The organism is Cognatilysobacter xinjiangensis, from assembly GCF_014651995.1.
Classification (GTDB): Bacteria; Pseudomonadota; Gammaproteobacteria; order Xanthomonadales; family Xanthomonadaceae; genus Cognatilysobacter; species Cognatilysobacter xinjiangensis.
Window position 1 is genome coordinate 97,398 of record NZ_BMXY01000004.1, and the last position, 14,288, is coordinate 111,685.

At 70.7% G+C, this 14,288-nt stretch carries 13 protein-coding genes and 1 tRNA gene; 13 read left to right on the forward strand and 1 reads right to left on the reverse strand.

The window, feature by feature from the left end; translation table 11 throughout:
* Window positions 1-85: 85 nt before the first annotated feature.
* The gene (rpoD, locus tag IE066_RS12860) at window positions 86-1,939 is read left to right on the forward strand and encodes an RNA polymerase sigma factor RpoD (RefSeq protein WP_189450571.1); all 1,854 of its coding nucleotides are present in this window, start codon (window positions 86-88) and stop codon (window positions 1,937-1,939) included.
* Window positions 1,940-2,021: 82 nt separating this feature from the next.
* A tRNA-Ile gene (locus IE066_RS12865) sits at window positions 2,022-2,094 on the forward strand.
* A 16-nt stretch (window positions 2,095-2,110) separates the two neighbouring features.
* Here IE066_RS12865 and IE066_RS12870 read toward each other — a convergent pair.
* A complete protein-coding gene (locus tag IE066_RS12870) occupies window positions 2,111-3,136 on the reverse strand; it encodes a LysR family transcriptional regulator (RefSeq protein WP_189450573.1) in 1,026 nt (341 codons plus the stop codon).
* Window positions 3,137-3,286: 150 nt separating this feature from the next.
* Here IE066_RS12870 and IE066_RS12875 point away from each other — a divergent pair, with 150 nt between their 5' ends.
* The 11 genes from IE066_RS12875 to hemC all read left to right on the forward strand — a co-directional run bounded on the left by IE066_RS12875 (window position 3,287) and on the right by hemC (window position 14,237).
* Entirely contained in the window at window positions 3,287-3,544 is a 258-nt protein-coding gene (locus IE066_RS12875) for a hypothetical protein (RefSeq protein ID WP_189450575.1), read from the forward strand.
* Window positions 3,541-4,329, forward strand: coding sequence for an SDR family NAD(P)-dependent oxidoreductase (locus IE066_RS12880; protein WP_189450577.1), 789 nt, complete (start codon window positions 3,541-3,543; stop codon window positions 4,327-4,329). The genes IE066_RS12875 and IE066_RS12880 overlap by 4 nt, the downstream gene beginning before the upstream one ends.
* A complete protein-coding gene (locus tag IE066_RS12885) occupies window positions 4,326-5,498 on the forward strand; it encodes an efflux RND transporter periplasmic adaptor subunit (RefSeq protein WP_189450579.1) in 1,173 nt (390 codons plus the stop codon). Before IE066_RS12880 ends, IE066_RS12885 begins: the two co-directional genes overlap by 4 nt.
* A gap of 92 nt (window positions 5,499-5,590) precedes the next feature.
* Window positions 5,591-8,755, forward strand: coding sequence for an efflux RND transporter permease subunit (locus IE066_RS12890; protein WP_189450581.1), 3,165 nt, complete (start codon window positions 5,591-5,593; stop codon window positions 8,753-8,755).
* Window positions 8,756-8,773: 18 nt separating this feature from the next.
* The gene (locus IE066_RS12895; protein WP_189450583.1) at window positions 8,774-9,508 is read left to right on the forward strand and encodes an SDR family oxidoreductase; all 735 of its coding nucleotides are present in this window, start codon (window positions 8,774-8,776) and stop codon (window positions 9,506-9,508) included.
* On the forward strand, window positions 9,505-10,944 hold the full coding sequence (locus IE066_RS12900) for an efflux transporter outer membrane subunit (RefSeq protein ID WP_229790812.1): 1,440 nt from the start codon (window positions 9,505-9,507) through the stop codon (window positions 10,942-10,944). The genes IE066_RS12895 and IE066_RS12900 overlap by 4 nt, the downstream gene beginning before the upstream one ends.
* 92 nt (window positions 10,945-11,036) lie before the next feature.
* A complete protein-coding gene (locus IE066_RS12905; protein WP_189450587.1) occupies window positions 11,037-11,390 on the forward strand; it encodes a four-helix bundle copper-binding protein in 354 nt (117 codons plus the stop codon).
* A gap of 46 nt (window positions 11,391-11,436) precedes the next feature.
* Entirely contained in the window at window positions 11,437-12,123 is a 687-nt protein-coding gene (locus IE066_RS12910; protein ID WP_189450882.1) for an alpha/beta hydrolase, read from the forward strand.
* Between the two features lie 74 nt (window positions 12,124-12,197).
* Window positions 12,198-12,920, forward strand: a complete 723-nt coding sequence (locus tag IE066_RS12915; RefSeq protein WP_189450884.1) for a LytR/AlgR family response regulator transcription factor — start codon at window positions 12,198-12,200, stop codon at window positions 12,918-12,920.
* On the forward strand, window positions 12,917-13,210 hold the full coding sequence (locus IE066_RS12920; protein WP_189450589.1) for a hypothetical protein: 294 nt from the start codon (window positions 12,917-12,919) through the stop codon (window positions 13,208-13,210). Before IE066_RS12915 ends, IE066_RS12920 begins: the two co-directional genes overlap by 4 nt.
* 91 nt (window positions 13,211-13,301) lie before the next feature.
* A complete protein-coding gene (hemC, locus tag IE066_RS12925; RefSeq protein WP_189450887.1) occupies window positions 13,302-14,237 on the forward strand; it encodes a hydroxymethylbilane synthase in 936 nt (311 codons plus the stop codon).
* Window positions 14,238-14,288: the final 51 nt, after the last annotated feature.

Here is a 14,288-nt window from a genome sequence, read left to right on the forward strand (position 1 = left end):
CCGGCCGCTGGCCGGACCGGCCCGGCAACCGGCGCTGGTATAATAGAAGGTTCCCTTGACCCCTTATCCGTAGGTGGCGCAGCCCATGGCCAACGAACGTCAGACCCAGGTGTCGGACATCAAGCAACTCATCAGCAAGGGTCTGGAGCAGGGCTACCTCACCTATGCCGAGGTGAACGACCACCTGCCCGACGACGTCGTCGATCCCGAACAGATCGAAGACATCATCGGCATGATCAACGGCATGGGCATCCAGGTGCACGAGATCGCACCGGATGCCGAGACCCTGCTGCTCGCCGGCGAGGCGAGCGGCAACCGCGAGGTCGACGAGACCGCCGCGGAGGAAGCCGCAGCCGCGCTGACCTCGCTCGACACCGAGGGTGGCCGCACCACCGACCCCGTGCGCATGTACATGCGCGAGATGGGCACGGTCGAGCTGCTGACCCGCGAGGGCGAGATCGCCATCGCCAAGCGCATCGAAGAGGGCCTGACCCAGGTCCAGGCCTCGCTCGCCTCGTTCCCGGGCACCATCGCCTGGATCCTCAACGACTACGAACTGCACAAGGGCGGCAAGAAGCGCCTCGCGGAAGTCGTGGTCGGCTTCCTCGACCAGATCGACGAAGTGCCGGAGCCGCCGGCGGTCCCCGAGGCCGACGTCGATGCCGAGGTCGAGGAGGACGACGCCGACGATGCCGACGACGCCGCCGAGGAAGCGGGCCCGACCGGTCCGGATCCGGCCGAAGTCGCCAACCGCATGGGCGCGCTCGCCGACCTCTACGCCAAGTTCGAGAAGTCGCACGCCAAGAACGGCCCGGACCACAAGACGACCAAGAAGATCCGCGAGGAGATGGCGGAGATCTTCGTCACGCTCAAGCTCCCGCTGAACCTCACCGACGCGCTGGTGCGCAATCTGCGCGAGTCCGTCGCCAAGGTGAAGGAGCACGAGCGTCGCATCCTCGATCTCTCCGTGCGCGTCGCCAAGATGCCGCGCAAGGACTTCATCCGTGCGTGGGACGGCAACCAGACGAACCTCGAGTGGGTCGACGAGCTGCTCAAGCGCAAGCAGAAGTGGGCGAGTGCCCTGCGCGACGTCAAGGACCGCATCGTCTTCGAGCAGCAGGCGACGATCGACGAAGAGCAGCGCATGAAGGTCACGCTGGCCGAGCTGCGCGAGATCTCGCGCGCGATGGCCTACGGCGAGGCGAAGGCGCGCAAGGCCAAGAAGGAGATGGTCGAGGCGAACCTGCGCCTCGTCATTTCGATCGCCAAGAAGTACACCAACCGCGGCCTGCAGTTCCTCGACCTCATCCAGGAAGGCAACATCGGCCTGATGAAGGCGGTCGACAAGTTCGAATACCGCCGTGGCTACAAGTTCTCGACCTACGCCACGTGGTGGATCCGCCAGGCCATCACGCGCTCGATCGCCGACCAGGCGCGCACCATCCGTATCCCGGTGCACATGATCGAGACGATCAACAAGCTCAACCGCATTTCCCGCCAGATGCTCCAGCAGTACGGCCGCGAGCCGACGCCGGAGGAGCTGGCCAAGGAAATGGACATGCCGGAGGACAAGATCCGGAAGGTCATGAAGATCGCGAAGGAGCCCATCTCGATGGAGACTCCGATCGGCGACGACGAGGATTCGCACCTCGGCGACTTCATCGAGGACACGAACGTCATGTCCCCGATCGACGCGACCACCGACATCAACCTCTCGGAAACGGTGCGCGACGTGCTCGCCAGCCTGACGCCGCGCGAGGCCAAGGTGCTGCGCATGCGCTTCGGCATCGACATGAACACGGACCACACGTTGGAAGAAGTCGGCAAGCAGTTCGACGTCACCCGCGAGCGCATCCGTCAGATCGAGGCCAAGGCGCTGCGCAAGCTGCGTCATCCCTCGCGCAGCGAGCAGCTGCGCTCGTTCCTCGACATCGAGTGATCGAACGCGTCACGCGGTAACGCAACGAGCCCGCCTTCTGGCGGGCTCGTCGTTTGTGCACCCGGTACAATCGCGTCGCTGCGGGCCTATAGCTCAACGGTTAGAGCAGGGGACTCATAATCCCTTGGTTCCAGGTTCGAATCCTGGTGGGCCCATTCGATGCCGCGCGGCTCACGCCGACGCGAGTGCCGCGATCCGCGCCTCGGCTTCGGCGACCACCGTCTTCGCCAGCGCCTTCGCCACCTCGGCCTGCTCGGCCGCGAGCGCGCGCTTGGCCGGGCAGACCGTCTGCACGTAGTCGGCGTCGAAGGTGAGGCGCTCGACGAGGAAGTCGACGAACGCACGCACCTTCGGCGATTGCACGCGGCCCTTCGGGAATACCGCGCTGCAGTCGTACTCGGGGCCTGTCCAGCCGGCAAGGGCGTGGCGCACCAGCCCCTGTTCGACGATGCCCTTGATCAGCACGTCGCTGCACAGCATCAGGCCCTCGCCGCAGAGCAGCGCACCGGTGAGGAAGCCCGGGTCGTTGGCGACGAGCACGGGATCGACGCGGTATTCCACGCTGCGTTCGCCGTCCGACAACGGCCAGATGTAGGTGCCGTTGCGGCGGAACTTCGAGAACGTCAGCGCGCGATGGTGCTGCAGGTCGTCCGGATGCAGCGGCTCGCCGTAGCGCTCGATGTACGTCGGGCTCGCGTAGACCTGCGAGCGGAACGACGCGAGCCGGCGTGCGACGAGGTTCGAGTCGGGCAGGTTGCCCACGCGCAGCGCGACGTCGATCTCCTTGTCGATCAGGTCGAGCGATTCGTTGGTGAGCACCATCTCCACGCGCACCTCCGGGTGCAGCGCGTGGAACTCGCCCAGCAGTGGCGCGATCCAGTTGATGCCGATCGAGTAGGACGCGGTGACGCGCAGCCAGCCGCGCGGACCGCCCTGCAGCTGGCTGACCGCGCTTTCGGCCTCGTCGAGCTCGCGCGCGATGCGCTGGCAGTGCTCGAAGTAGACATTGCCGGCCTCGGTGAGGCCGAGCTTGCGCGTGGTGCGATGGAGAAGCTGCGCACCCAGGCGCGTCTCCAGGTCCTGCACCTTGCGGCTGACCGTCGTCTTGGGCAGCCGCAGCGCACGCGCGGCGGATATGAAGCTGCCGTGCTCGACGACTTTGACGAAGACGAGCGTGTCGTTGAGGTCGCGGGACATGGGCGGGTTCCTCGGGTCCGGGAGCGCAGGATGGCATGGCCGGGACCACCGGACTATCCCTTCGTCGGGATAATCATTCCCCAAAGTTGTGGCTAATCAAAACCCGGGCGCAGGACTAGCCTGCGCAGCCTCCCCATCGAGGCATCCACCATGACTGCCGCTTCTGTCCTCCGACCCCTCGCCACCGCGGCCCTGCTCGCCGGTGCCGCAGGCGCGGTCGCGCTTGGCGCAGCGCTGGTCGGGCACGTGGCCGGCGGCGGGCGCGCCGGGCTCTGGCTGTTCGCCTGGTCGGCCGGTTCTGCAGTGCTTCTGCCGCTGCTGCTGACGGCCGCTGCGCTGCTGCCGGGTGGCTGGCGCCGTGCCTTCATCCCGAATGCGGGCGGGACAATCCCGGGAACGGGACAATGAGCGCCGCCGTTCTCGTGCTCGGCGCGACCGGCACGATCGGCCGCGCGGTGGTCGCGGCGGCGATCGATGCCGGTCGCGCCGTGATCGCCGTGGCGCGCGGCTGCAGCGGTCTCAAGGCGCTGGAGGCCGCGCATCCTCAGGCCGACCTGACGCTGCTGCGGGCCTCGCTGTCGAACGATCGCGGCGGCGCCCGGCTGGTGGCGCAGCTGCGCCGGCTGGGGCGGCCGGTCGATGCCGTCATCGTCGCGATGAAGGGCGGCAACGACGGCGGCCGCGTGCTCGAACAGTCGCCCGACGTCCTGCGTCGGCGCCTCTACGAGGATCTCGTCCCGCACCTCGTTGCCGCGCGACACCTGCTGCCCTGGCTGTCGTCTACGCCCGGGGGCGCGCGTTACGTGGTGGTCGGTGGCCCCGGCAGCGCCACGCCCTGGTCCGGCTACGGCCATCGCTCCGTCGCCGCCGCCTCGCTGCGCATGCTGGTGCGCGTGCTGGCCGACGAGGCGCAGGCCGAGGGCGTGCGCGTGCAGCTGCTCGATGTCGCCGCGCCCGCGCGCAGCGACGCCAATGCCGCGCATGCCTGCCCGCAGTGGCCGTGCGTGCGGCGGATCGGAGAAGAGGCCGTCGCACTCGCGACCGCCCCGCGCCGTATGCGCATCGCGCCCGTCGTCGATTTCGAGCCGCGCCCGCCGCCGCGCGATGCCGACGCGCGCGATCCGGATATCGCCGATGCGCGCGCGCTCCTGAAATCCCTTTCCGTTCCGACCCCTTCGCAGGACGCACCATGAACCGAACGACGTTTCCGATCCGCAGCCTCGCCCTCGCACTGGCGACCGCCGCCGCGCTCGCCGCCGCGGGCTGCACCAGCCAGGCCGAGACCGGCCCCGCGATGCCGCCGCCGCCGGAGGTCAGCGTCGCGCCGGTGCTGACGGAGCCGGTCGGGCAGTGGGACGACTTCACCGGCCGCGTGGCCGCCGTCGACACCGTCGAGCTGCGCCCGCGCGTGTCCGGCTACATCGAGCGCGTGGCGTTCACCGAAGGCCAGGAAGTGCGCAAGGGCGACCTGCTCTTCACCATCGACCCGCGTCGCTACCGGGCCAACCTCGACCGCGCGCTGGCCGAGCTCGACCGCGCGCGCAGCGAGGCACGCCTGGCGCAGGCCCAGGACCGCCGCGCGCAGACGCTGATCGACGCCAAGGCGATCTCGCGCGAGGAGTTCGAGAGCCGCCGCGCGTCCAGCGCACAGGGCAATGCCGCGGTGCGCGCGGCCGAAGCGGCGGTGGAAGCCGCGCGCCTGGAGCTGCAGTACACGCAGGTGCGCGCGCCGATCAGCGGGCGCGTGGGGCGCGCGCTGGTCACCCGCGGCAATCTCGCGCAGGCCGACAGCACGTTGCTCGCCACGCTGGTGTCGGTCGACCCCGTGCATGTCTATTTCGAGACCGACGAGCAGGCCTACCTGCACTACAAGCAGCTCGAGCGCGACGGGCGCGGCGGCGCGCAGAGCATCGTACGCATCGGCCTCGCCGACGAGGACGGCCACCCGCACGAAGGCCGGCTCGATTTCGTCGACAACCAGGTCGATCCGCGCACCGGCACCATCCGCGCGCGCGCCGTCGTCGCCGATCCCGATCGCCGCTTCACGCCCGGCCTGTTCGCGCGCGTGCAGCTGCAGGGCGGCACCGCCGCGCCGGCGATGCTGGTGGACGACAAGGCGGTGCTGACCGACCAGGACCGCAAGTACGTCTATGTGCTGGGCCCGCACAACACCGCGCAGCGCAAGGACGTAACGCTCGGCCGGCAGGTCGACGGCCTGCGCGTGGTGACCGCCGGCCTGTCGCCGAAGGACCGCGTGATCGTGCACGGCGTGCAGAAGGTGTTCATGCCCGGCATGCCGGTCGCGCCGAAGCCGATCGCGATGGGCGCGCCGCCCGCCGCGTCGGCGCTCGCCGCGAAGTAGACCGCGCCACCCCCTGACGTCGATGCCCCGCTTCCGCGATGCGCGGAGGCGCGGGCCCCCTCGGCCCGGATTTCCGCCAAGGAACCCCCGCAATGGACTTTTCCCGCTTCTTCATCGACCGCCCGATCTTCGCGGCCGTGCTGTCGATCGTGATCTTCGCCGCCGGCCTGATCGCGATCCCGCTGCTGCCGATCGGCGAATACCCCGAGGTGGTGCCGCCTTCGGTGGTGGTGCGCACCGTGTATCCGGGCGCGAACCCGAAGGTGATCGCCGAGACCGTCGCCACGCCGCTCGAGGAGGCGATCAACGGCGTCGAGAACATGATGTACATGAAGTCGGTCGCCGGCTCCGACGGCGTGCTGCAGATGACGGTGACGTTCCGCCCCGGCACCGATCCCGACGACGCCGCGGTCAAGGTGCAGAACCGCGTGAGCCAGGCGCTGGCGCGGCTGCCCGAGGACGTGCGCCGGCAGGGCGTGACCACGCAGAAGCAGTCGCCGACGTTCCTGATGGTGGTGCACCTGGTTTCGCCCGACGCCAAGTACGACACGCTCTACCTGCGCAACTACGCGCGCCTGCACGTCAAGGACGAGCTCGCCAAGATCCGCGGCGTCGGCGACGCGCAGATCTTCGGCGGCGGCGATTACGCGATGCGCGTCTGGCTGGACCCCGACAAGCTCGCCGCGCGCGGCCTCACCGCCGGGGACGCCGTGCGCGCGATGCGCGAGCAGAACGTGCAGGTCTCGGCCGGGCAGCTCGGCGCCGAGCCGATGCCGAACAGCGACTTCCTGACGCTGATCAACGCGCAGGGCCGGCTCGCCACGCCCGAGGCCTTCCGCGACATCGTGCTCGAGAGCGGCGAAGGCGGCGAGGTGGTGCGGCTGTCGGACGTCGCGCGAATCGAACTCGGCGCGGGCGACTACACGCTGCGCTCGCAGCTCGACGGCAAGAACGCGGTCGCGATCGGCATCTTCCAGGCGCCCGGCGCGAATGCGCTGGACATCCGCGACCAGGTGATCGCGAAGATGGACGGCCTCGCCAAGACCTTCCCGGCCGGCATCGAGTACCGCTCGGTCTACGACACCACGGTGTTCGTGCGCGACTCGATCAAGGCCGTGGTGTCGACGCTGCTCGAAGCGATCGCGCTGGTGGTGCTTGTCGTCATCCTGTTCCTGCAGACCTGGCGTGCGTCGATCATCCCGTTGATCGCCGTGCCGGTGTCGGTGGTCGGCACGTTCGCCGCGCTGCACCTGCTCGGTTTCTCGATCAATACGCTGACGCTGTTCGGCCTGGTGCTGGCGATCGGCATCGTCGTGGACGACGCGATCGTGGTCGTGGAGAACGTCGAGCGAAACATCGAGGAGGGCCTGACGCCGCTCGCGGCGGCGCACCAGGCGATGAAGGAAGTCTCCGGCCCGATCATCGCGATCGCGCTCGTGCTGTGCGCGGTGTTCGTGCCGATGGCCTTCCTGTCGGGCGTCACCGGGCAGTTCTACAAGCAGTTCGCGGTGACGATCGCGATCTCCACGGTGATTTCGGCGATCAACTCGCTCACGCTGTCGCCCGCGCTCGCCGCGCGCCTGCTCAAGCCGCACGGCGCCGCCAAGGACGCCCCGACGCGCCTGATCGACCGCCTGTTCGGCTGGCTGTTCCGCCCGTTCAACCGCCTGTTCCAGACCGGCTCGCACCGCTACCAGGGCGCGGTGTCGAAGGCGCTCGGCCGTCGCGGCGCAGTGTTCGTGGTCTACGCCGTGCTGCTGGTCGCCACCGGCCTGATGTTCAAGGCGGTGCCGCCGGGCTTCATACCGACGCAGGACAAGGGCTACCTCATCGCCGGCGTGAAGCTGCCGGAGGGCGCATCGATCGCGCGCACCGACGCGCTGCTGCGCCAGGTCACCGACATCGCGATGAAGACCGAAGGCGTCGAGCACACGATCAGCTTCCCCGGCCTCAACGCGCTGCAGTTCACCAATACGCCCAACACCGGCGTCGCCTTCCTTTCGCTCAAGCCCTTCGGCGAGCGTCGCTCGGCCGCCGAGATCAATGCGGAGATCAACCAGAAGATCGCGGGCCTGCAGGAGGGCTTCAGCTTCTCGATGATGCCGCCGCCGATCCTCGGCCTGGGCAACGGCAACGGCTACCAGCTGTTCGTCGAGGATCGTTCCGGTGCGGGCTTCGGCGCGCTGCAGAACGCCGTGCAGGCCATGCAGGGCACCGTCGCGCAGACGCCGGGCATGAGCTTCCCGATCACCAGCTACCAGGCCAACGTGCCGCAGCTCGACGCCGAGGTCGATCGCGTCAAGGCCAAGGCGCAGGGCGTGCCGCTCACGGAGCTGTTCGACACGCTGCAGACCTACCTCGGCAGCGCCTACGTCAACGACTTCAACCAGTTCGGCCGCACCTGGCAGGTGATCGCGCAGGCGGACGCGCCGTTCCGCGACAGCGTCGAGGACATCGCCGGGCTGCGCACGCGGAACGTGCGCGGCGAGATGGTGCCGATCGGCTCGATGGTCACCGTCAGGCAGACCTACGGCCCGGACCCGGTGCTGCGCTACAACGGCTATCCGGCGGCGGACCTCGCCGGCGAGGCCGACCCGCGCGCGATGTCCTCGGCCGAGGCGATGGACGCGATGACGGCGATCGCGGGCAAGGTGCTGCCGCCCGGCATGGCCATCGAATGGACCGACCTGAGCTACCAGCAGGCCAGCCAGGGCCGCGCCGCGCTCGTCGTCTTCCCGCTCGCGGTGCTGCTGGCCTTCCTCGTGCTCGCCGCGCTCTACGAGAGCTGGACGCTACCGCTCGCGGTGATCCTGATCGTACCGATGACGCTGCTGTCGGCGCTGGTCGGCGTCTGGCTCGCCCACGGCGACAACAACGTGTTCGTGCAGGTCGGCCTGGTCGTGCTGATGGGCCTGGCGTGCAAGAACGCGATCCTGATCGTCGAGTTCGCCCGCGAACTGGAGATGCAGGGACGCTCGATCGTCGACGCCGCGCTCGAGGCCTGCCGCCTGCGCCTGCGGCCGGTCGTGATGACCTCGATCGCCTTCATCGCCGGCACCGTGCCGCTGGTGCTCTCGCACGGCGCGGGCGCCGAGGTGCGCGGCGCCACCGGCATCACCGTATTCGCCGGAATGCTCGGCGTGACCCTGTTCGGCCTGTTCCTCACCCCCGTGTTCTACGTCGCCCTGCGAACGCTGGTGACGCGCCGCCGCGCGCGCGCCGCCGACGTCCTCGACGCCGAACCCCTGCACGCCTGATCAAGAAAGGACATCGACATGACCACCGACACCCGCCGCATCGCCCTCGTCACCGGCGCCACCCGTGGCCTCGGCCTCGAGACCGTGCGCCAGCTCGCCGCCGAGGGCCTGCACGTGCTGCTCGCCGGCCGCGACCATACCCGCGCCGTCGCCGCCGCGGTGCCGTTCCAGGCCGAGGGCCTCTCCGTCGAGGCGATCGCGCTCGATGTGACCAGCCCCGTGAGCATCCGCAAGGCCGCGCAGGACGTGGCCGACAAGTTCGGCCGTCTCGACGTGCTGGTGAACAACGCCGGTGTTTTCCTCGACGACTTCGGCCTGTCGCCGTCGCAGCAGTCGCTGCGCACCTGGCGCGAGACCTTCGAAACCAACCTGTTCGGCGTGATCGCCACCACGCAGGCCTTCCTGCCGCTGCTGCGCGCGGCACCTGCCGCGCGCATCGTCAACCTGTCCAGCGTGCTCGGCTCGCTGGCGGCGCACACCGATCCTTCGTCCGAGGTGTTCGACATCAAGATGCCGGCCTACGGTGCGTCCAAGAGCGCGCTTAACGCCTGGACCGTGCATCTCGCGCACGAGCTGCGCGACACGCCGATCAAGGTCAACGCGGTGCATCCGGGCTCGGTGAAGACCGACATGAACGCGCGCGGCGAACTCGACGTGCGCACCGGCGCGCGCACCAGTGTGGAGATGGCGCTGCTGGGCGCCGACGGCCCCAGCGGCGGCTTCCACCACCTCGGCGAGGTGCTGCCGTGGTGACCCGCACGCTCGCCCTCGCGCTTTCGACCGCGCTGCTTGCCGCCTGCAGCGTGGGACCCGATTACGTACGGCCGGACATGCCGTTGCCCGGGCAATTCGTGCGCGCGCCGGACGCGGCCGCAGCAGCGTCCGATGCACCGGGCGTCGCGGACACGCGCGAGTTCTGGCGACGGCTCGGCGATCCCGTGCTCGACCGCATCGTCGACGACGTGCTCGCGTCCAATCGCGACCTGCAGGCCGCGCTCGCCAACTTCGATCGCGCCAACGCGTTGCTGCGCGGTGCGCGTTACGACCTGCTGCCCACCATCACCGCGCAGGCCGATGCCTCGCGGCAGCGGTTCAGCCGCGACGAAGGCGGCGACGGCAGCGAGGTCCGCAGCTACTCGGCGCAGGCCGTCGCGAGCTGGGAGATCGACGTGTTCGGCCGCGTGCGCCGCGGCGTCGAGGCGCAGCGCTCCGAGGCCTGGGCCGCGGCTGCCGACCTCGATGCACTGCAGGTGAGCCTGGTGGGCGAGGCCGTGCGCACCTACGTCGAGTTGCGCGGCACGCAGGAGCGCCTGCGCGTGGCGCGCGAGAACGCGGCGAACCAGCAGGAATCGCTGCGGATCGTGCAGGTGCGCGTGGACGCGGGCCGCGACAACGACTTCGACCTCGTGCGTTCGCGTTCACTGCTCGAGGCCACGCGCGCACGCATCCCGGCGCTGGAGGCGGTGGAGGGCGCGGCCATGCACCGCCTCGGCGTGCTGACCGGCCGCACGCCGGACGCACTGGTGGCCACGTTGGCGGAGGTCGCACCGATCCCGGCGGTGCGGGCGACGCTCGACGGCGAAACGCCGGCGTCGGTGGTGCGGCGCCGGCCCGACATCGCCGCCGCCGAGCACCGCCTGCACGCGGCCACCGCGCGCATCGGCATCGCCACCGCCGACCTGTTCCCGCGGCTCACACTGGGCGGGCTGATCGGTTCGCAGGCGGTCGATGCGGGGGCACTGTTCGAATCGGGTAGCGGCACGCGGCTGGTGGCGCTGGGCATCGACTGGTCGTTCCTCGACATCGGCCGCGTCCGCGCGCGCATCCGCGCCGCCGATGCCGGCGCCGATGCCGCGCTCTCGCAGTACCAGCAGGCGGTACTGCTCGCGCTGGAGGACACCGAGACCGCGCTGCTGCGCCATCGGCGCACGGAGGACGAAGCCGCGCGTCTCGCGCAGGCTGCGGCCGACAGCGCACGTGCGGCGGAGCTCGCGCGGCTGCGCTATCGCGCCGGCGCGGCCGACCTGCTCGAAGTGCTCGATGCCGACCGCGTGCGCCTGCAGGCCGAGGACGCGCTGGCCGATGCGCGCACGCGTGCGGCCGCCAGCGGCGTCGGCGTGTACCGGGCGCTGGCCGGCGGTTGGCCCGAACGCGCGGTGCGCAGCCCGGTGCTCGCGCGTGGCCGCTGAGCGCCGCGGCGCGATGGAACGCGCCACGGCCGCATCGACGTCACCGCCACGCATGTGCCTGCAGGCTGGGCGGCCCGCGTGGAGACCGAGCGATGGCACATCACGATTCCCCGCAGCGCGATGCGTCCATGGACGAATGCATCCGCAACTGCAGCGACTGCCACGCAATCTGCGTGGCGACGATCCGCTACTGCCTGGAGCAGGGCGGCCGCCACGCCGACCCGGCGCACATCACTCTGATGGAGACCTGCGCCGACATCTGCCGCACCAGCGCCGACGCGATGCTGCGCGGCGCGGACGTGCACGTGCACACCTGCCGCGCCTGCATGGAGATCTGCCGCCGCTGCGCCGAGGACTGCGCGTCCATGGGCGACGACGCGCAGATGCAGCGCTGCGCCGACGCCTGCCGGCGCTGCGCCGAGAGCTGCGCGCGCATGGCTGCATGAGGCGGCTATAGTCCGCGTCCCTTCGTCAGCGGACCGCGCCTTGAACCTGCCCGAATGCATCGAAACGGAGACCGGCCCGTCGCCGCGCTGGGCGGTCGTCTGGCTGCACGGCCTCGGCGCCGACGGTAACGACTTCGCCCCGCTCGTGCCCGAGCTGGTGCGCCCGCACTGGCCGGCGATCCGCTTCGTGTTTCCGCACGCGCCCGTGCAGCCGGTGACCATCAACGGTGGCATGCGCATGCGCTCCTGGTACGACATCGTCAGCTTCGACCTCGCCGGGCGCGCGGATTCGAAGGGCGTCGACGAGTCGGTGGCGCGCGTGGAAGCGCTGATCGCGCGCGAGATCGAGCGCGGCGTGCCGGCGTCGCGGATCATCCTCGCCGGCTTCTCGCAGGGCGGCGCGGTCACGCTGGCCGCCGGCCTGCGCCGCCGCGAGCCACTCGCGGGCCTCGTCGCGCTGTCGACCTACCTGCCGCTGGGCACCGACGCGCTGGCGCGCCTGGGCGACACGCCCGAGGCCGCACGACGCCAGCCGGTATTCGTCGCCCACGGCCGCCAGGACCCTGTCGTGCCGTACGCCGCGGGCGAGGACGCCGCGCGGCGGCTGCGCGAACTGGGCTTCACGGTCGATTTCCACGCCTACCCGATGCAGCACCAGGTCTGCCTGGAGGAAATCGACGCGCTGCGGGCCTGGTTCGAGGCCCGCCTGCAGGCCGATCCCGAAAAACGCTGACGCCCCCTTCCACGGGCCTCCGGGAACGCTAATATCGGTTCGGGGGGGTATCGGCGGAGGGGAACGTGGATACGCTGAATGTAGTGGTCGCCGACGACGAGCCGCTGGCTCGCGACCGCCTGCGCGCGCTGCTCGAGGAGCAGCCCGGCGTGCGCGTGGTCGCGACGGCGTCCGATGGCGCCCAGGCGCTGCAGGCCTGCGCCGAGCACCATCCGGACCTCGTCCTGCTCGACATCTCGATGCCGGGCATGGACGGGCTCGAGACGGCGCGCCATCTCGCCGCCGGCGAGCCGCGCCCGGCCGTCATCTTCTGCACCGCCTACGACGCGCACGCGGTGTCCGCGTTCGAGGCCGAGGCGCTGGATTACCTGGTCAAGCCGGTGCGGCCCGAGCGGCTCGCGTCCGCGCTCGAGCGCGTGCGCCGGCTCGCCGCCGCGCGCGCCGCGTCCAATGGCGACGGCCGCAAGCGCACGCACCTGTGCGCACGCCTGCGCGGCTCGCTGCGGCTGATCCCCATCGACGACATCCACTACCTGCAGGCCGAGGAGAAGTACGTCGTCGTGCACCACGCGCGCGGCGAGGACCTCATCGAGGAGTCGCTGCGCTCGCTGGAAATCGAATTCGGCGACCGCTTCGTGCGCATCCACCGCAACTGCCTGGTGGCGCGCCACGAGCTGGTCGAACTCAAGCGCTGCCCCGACGGCCATGTGCAGGCGGTGCTGCGCCACGGCCGCCAACCGCTGGAAGTCAGCCGTCGCTGCGTCTCCAGCCTGCGCGAGCGCCTCGCGCACCTGTGACCGAGGTCGGACCGGAGGCGCCCGCCTACCGTCCCCGGCTGGACGCCACCTCCGCCGAAGCGGCCGCGGCAACGGTGATGGCGATGCACCTCGCACGGCAGGACATCGAGACCGGTCGCGCCCGTGGCGACCGCACCGCGTCGACGTGGCTGATGGTGGGTATCGCCGGCCTTGCAGGCATGGCGCTCGGTGCGCTCATGGGCGCCGTGCGGGGCCACGTGCTCGGCGGTGCGCTCCTGCTGGGCGCGCTCGGCGCCGTGCTCGCGGCCATCCGGCAACGGGCGCTCTGACGCCGCCTCCATAGGGCCGGTTGGGCCGCGCGCCGCGATCCGCGACAATGCGCGGGTGACCAATATCCATCTCTCCGCGACGCCCGGCGTCCTGCGCATCGCCACCCGCAAGAGCCCGCTCGCGCTGTGGCAGACCGAACACGTCGCCGACCGCCTGCGCGCGGCGCATCCCGGCCTCGTCGTCGAACTGGTGCCGATGAGCACGCGCGGCGACGAGGTGCTCGACCGCTCGCTGGCGGCGATCGGCGGCAAGGGCCTGTTCCTCAAGGAACTCGAGCTCGCGATGCTGCGCGGCGAGGCCGACTGCGCGGTGCATTCGCTCAAGGACGTGCCGATGGAACTGGAGCCGGGCTTCGCGCTGCCGGCCATCCTCGCGCGCGCCGATCATGCCGATGCCTTCGTCAGCAACCGCTTCGACGGCATCGACGACCTGCCGCAGGGCGCCGTCGTCGGCACCTCCTCGCTGCGCCGGCAGGCGCAACTGCGCGCGCGCCGGCCCGACCTCGTGCTGCGCGACCTGCGCGGCAACGTCAACACGCGTCTGGCGCGGCTCGACGCCGGCGACTACGACGCCATCGTGCTGGCCTGCGCCGGCCTGCAGCGCCTGGGCTTCGACGCGCGCATCCGCGCGCGTCTCGACGCGCCCGACTGGCTGCCCGCACCGGCGCAGGGCGCGATCGCCGTGGAATGCCGCAGCGACGATGCGGCCACGCAGGCGCTGTTCGCCGCGCTCGACGACGGCGCAACGCGCACCCGCGTGGAGGCCGAGCGAGCGATGAACCGTGCGCTGCACGGCAGCTGCCACGTGCCGGTGGCCGCGTTCGCGACGCTCGACGGCGCACGCCTGCGGCTTCAGGGACTGGTCGGTTCCGCGCGTGACGGTCGCCTGGTGCGTGCCGACGCCGAAGGCCCGATCGATCGACCCGGCACGCTGGGCGAGGGCGTCGCCCGCGAACTGCTCGAACTGGGCGCGGGCGAGCTCATCGCCGGTTCCGCCGATCCCGACACCGGGCCGTTCGTTTCCTGAGCTGCGCGGCCGCGCGGCGCTCCGCCGCCGAGGGCGTTCCGTAGCGTCGCC

Bases quoted from the DNA above. Each gene is read 5' to 3' on its own strand.
- IE066_RS12875 (WP_189450575.1), top strand. From the start codon at position 3,287: ATGACTGCCGCTTCTGTCCTCCGACCCCTCGCCACCGCGGCCCTGCTC.
- IE066_RS12905 (WP_189450587.1), top strand. From the start codon at position 11,037: ATGGCACATCACGATTCCCCGCAGCGCGATGCGTCCATGGACGAATGC.
- IE066_RS12880 (WP_189450577.1), top strand. From the start codon at position 3,541: ATGAGCGCCGCCGTTCTCGTGCTCGGCGCGACCGGCACGATCGGCCGC.
- IE066_RS12895 (WP_189450583.1), top strand. From the start codon at position 8,774: ATGACCACCGACACCCGCCGCATCGCCCTCGTCACCGGCGCCACCCGT.
- rpoD (WP_189450571.1), top strand. From the start codon at position 86: ATGGCCAACGAACGTCAGACCCAGGTGTCGGACATCAAGCAACTCATC.
- IE066_RS12890 (WP_189450581.1), top strand. From the start codon at position 5,591: ATGGACTTTTCCCGCTTCTTCATCGACCGCCCGATCTTCGCGGCCGTG.
- IE066_RS12870 (WP_189450573.1), bottom strand. From the start codon at position 3,136: ATGTCCCGCGACCTCAACGACACGCTCGTCTTCGTCAAAGTCGTCGAG.
- IE066_RS12885 (WP_189450579.1), top strand. From the start codon at position 4,326: ATGAACCGAACGACGTTTCCGATCCGCAGCCTCGCCCTCGCACTGGCG.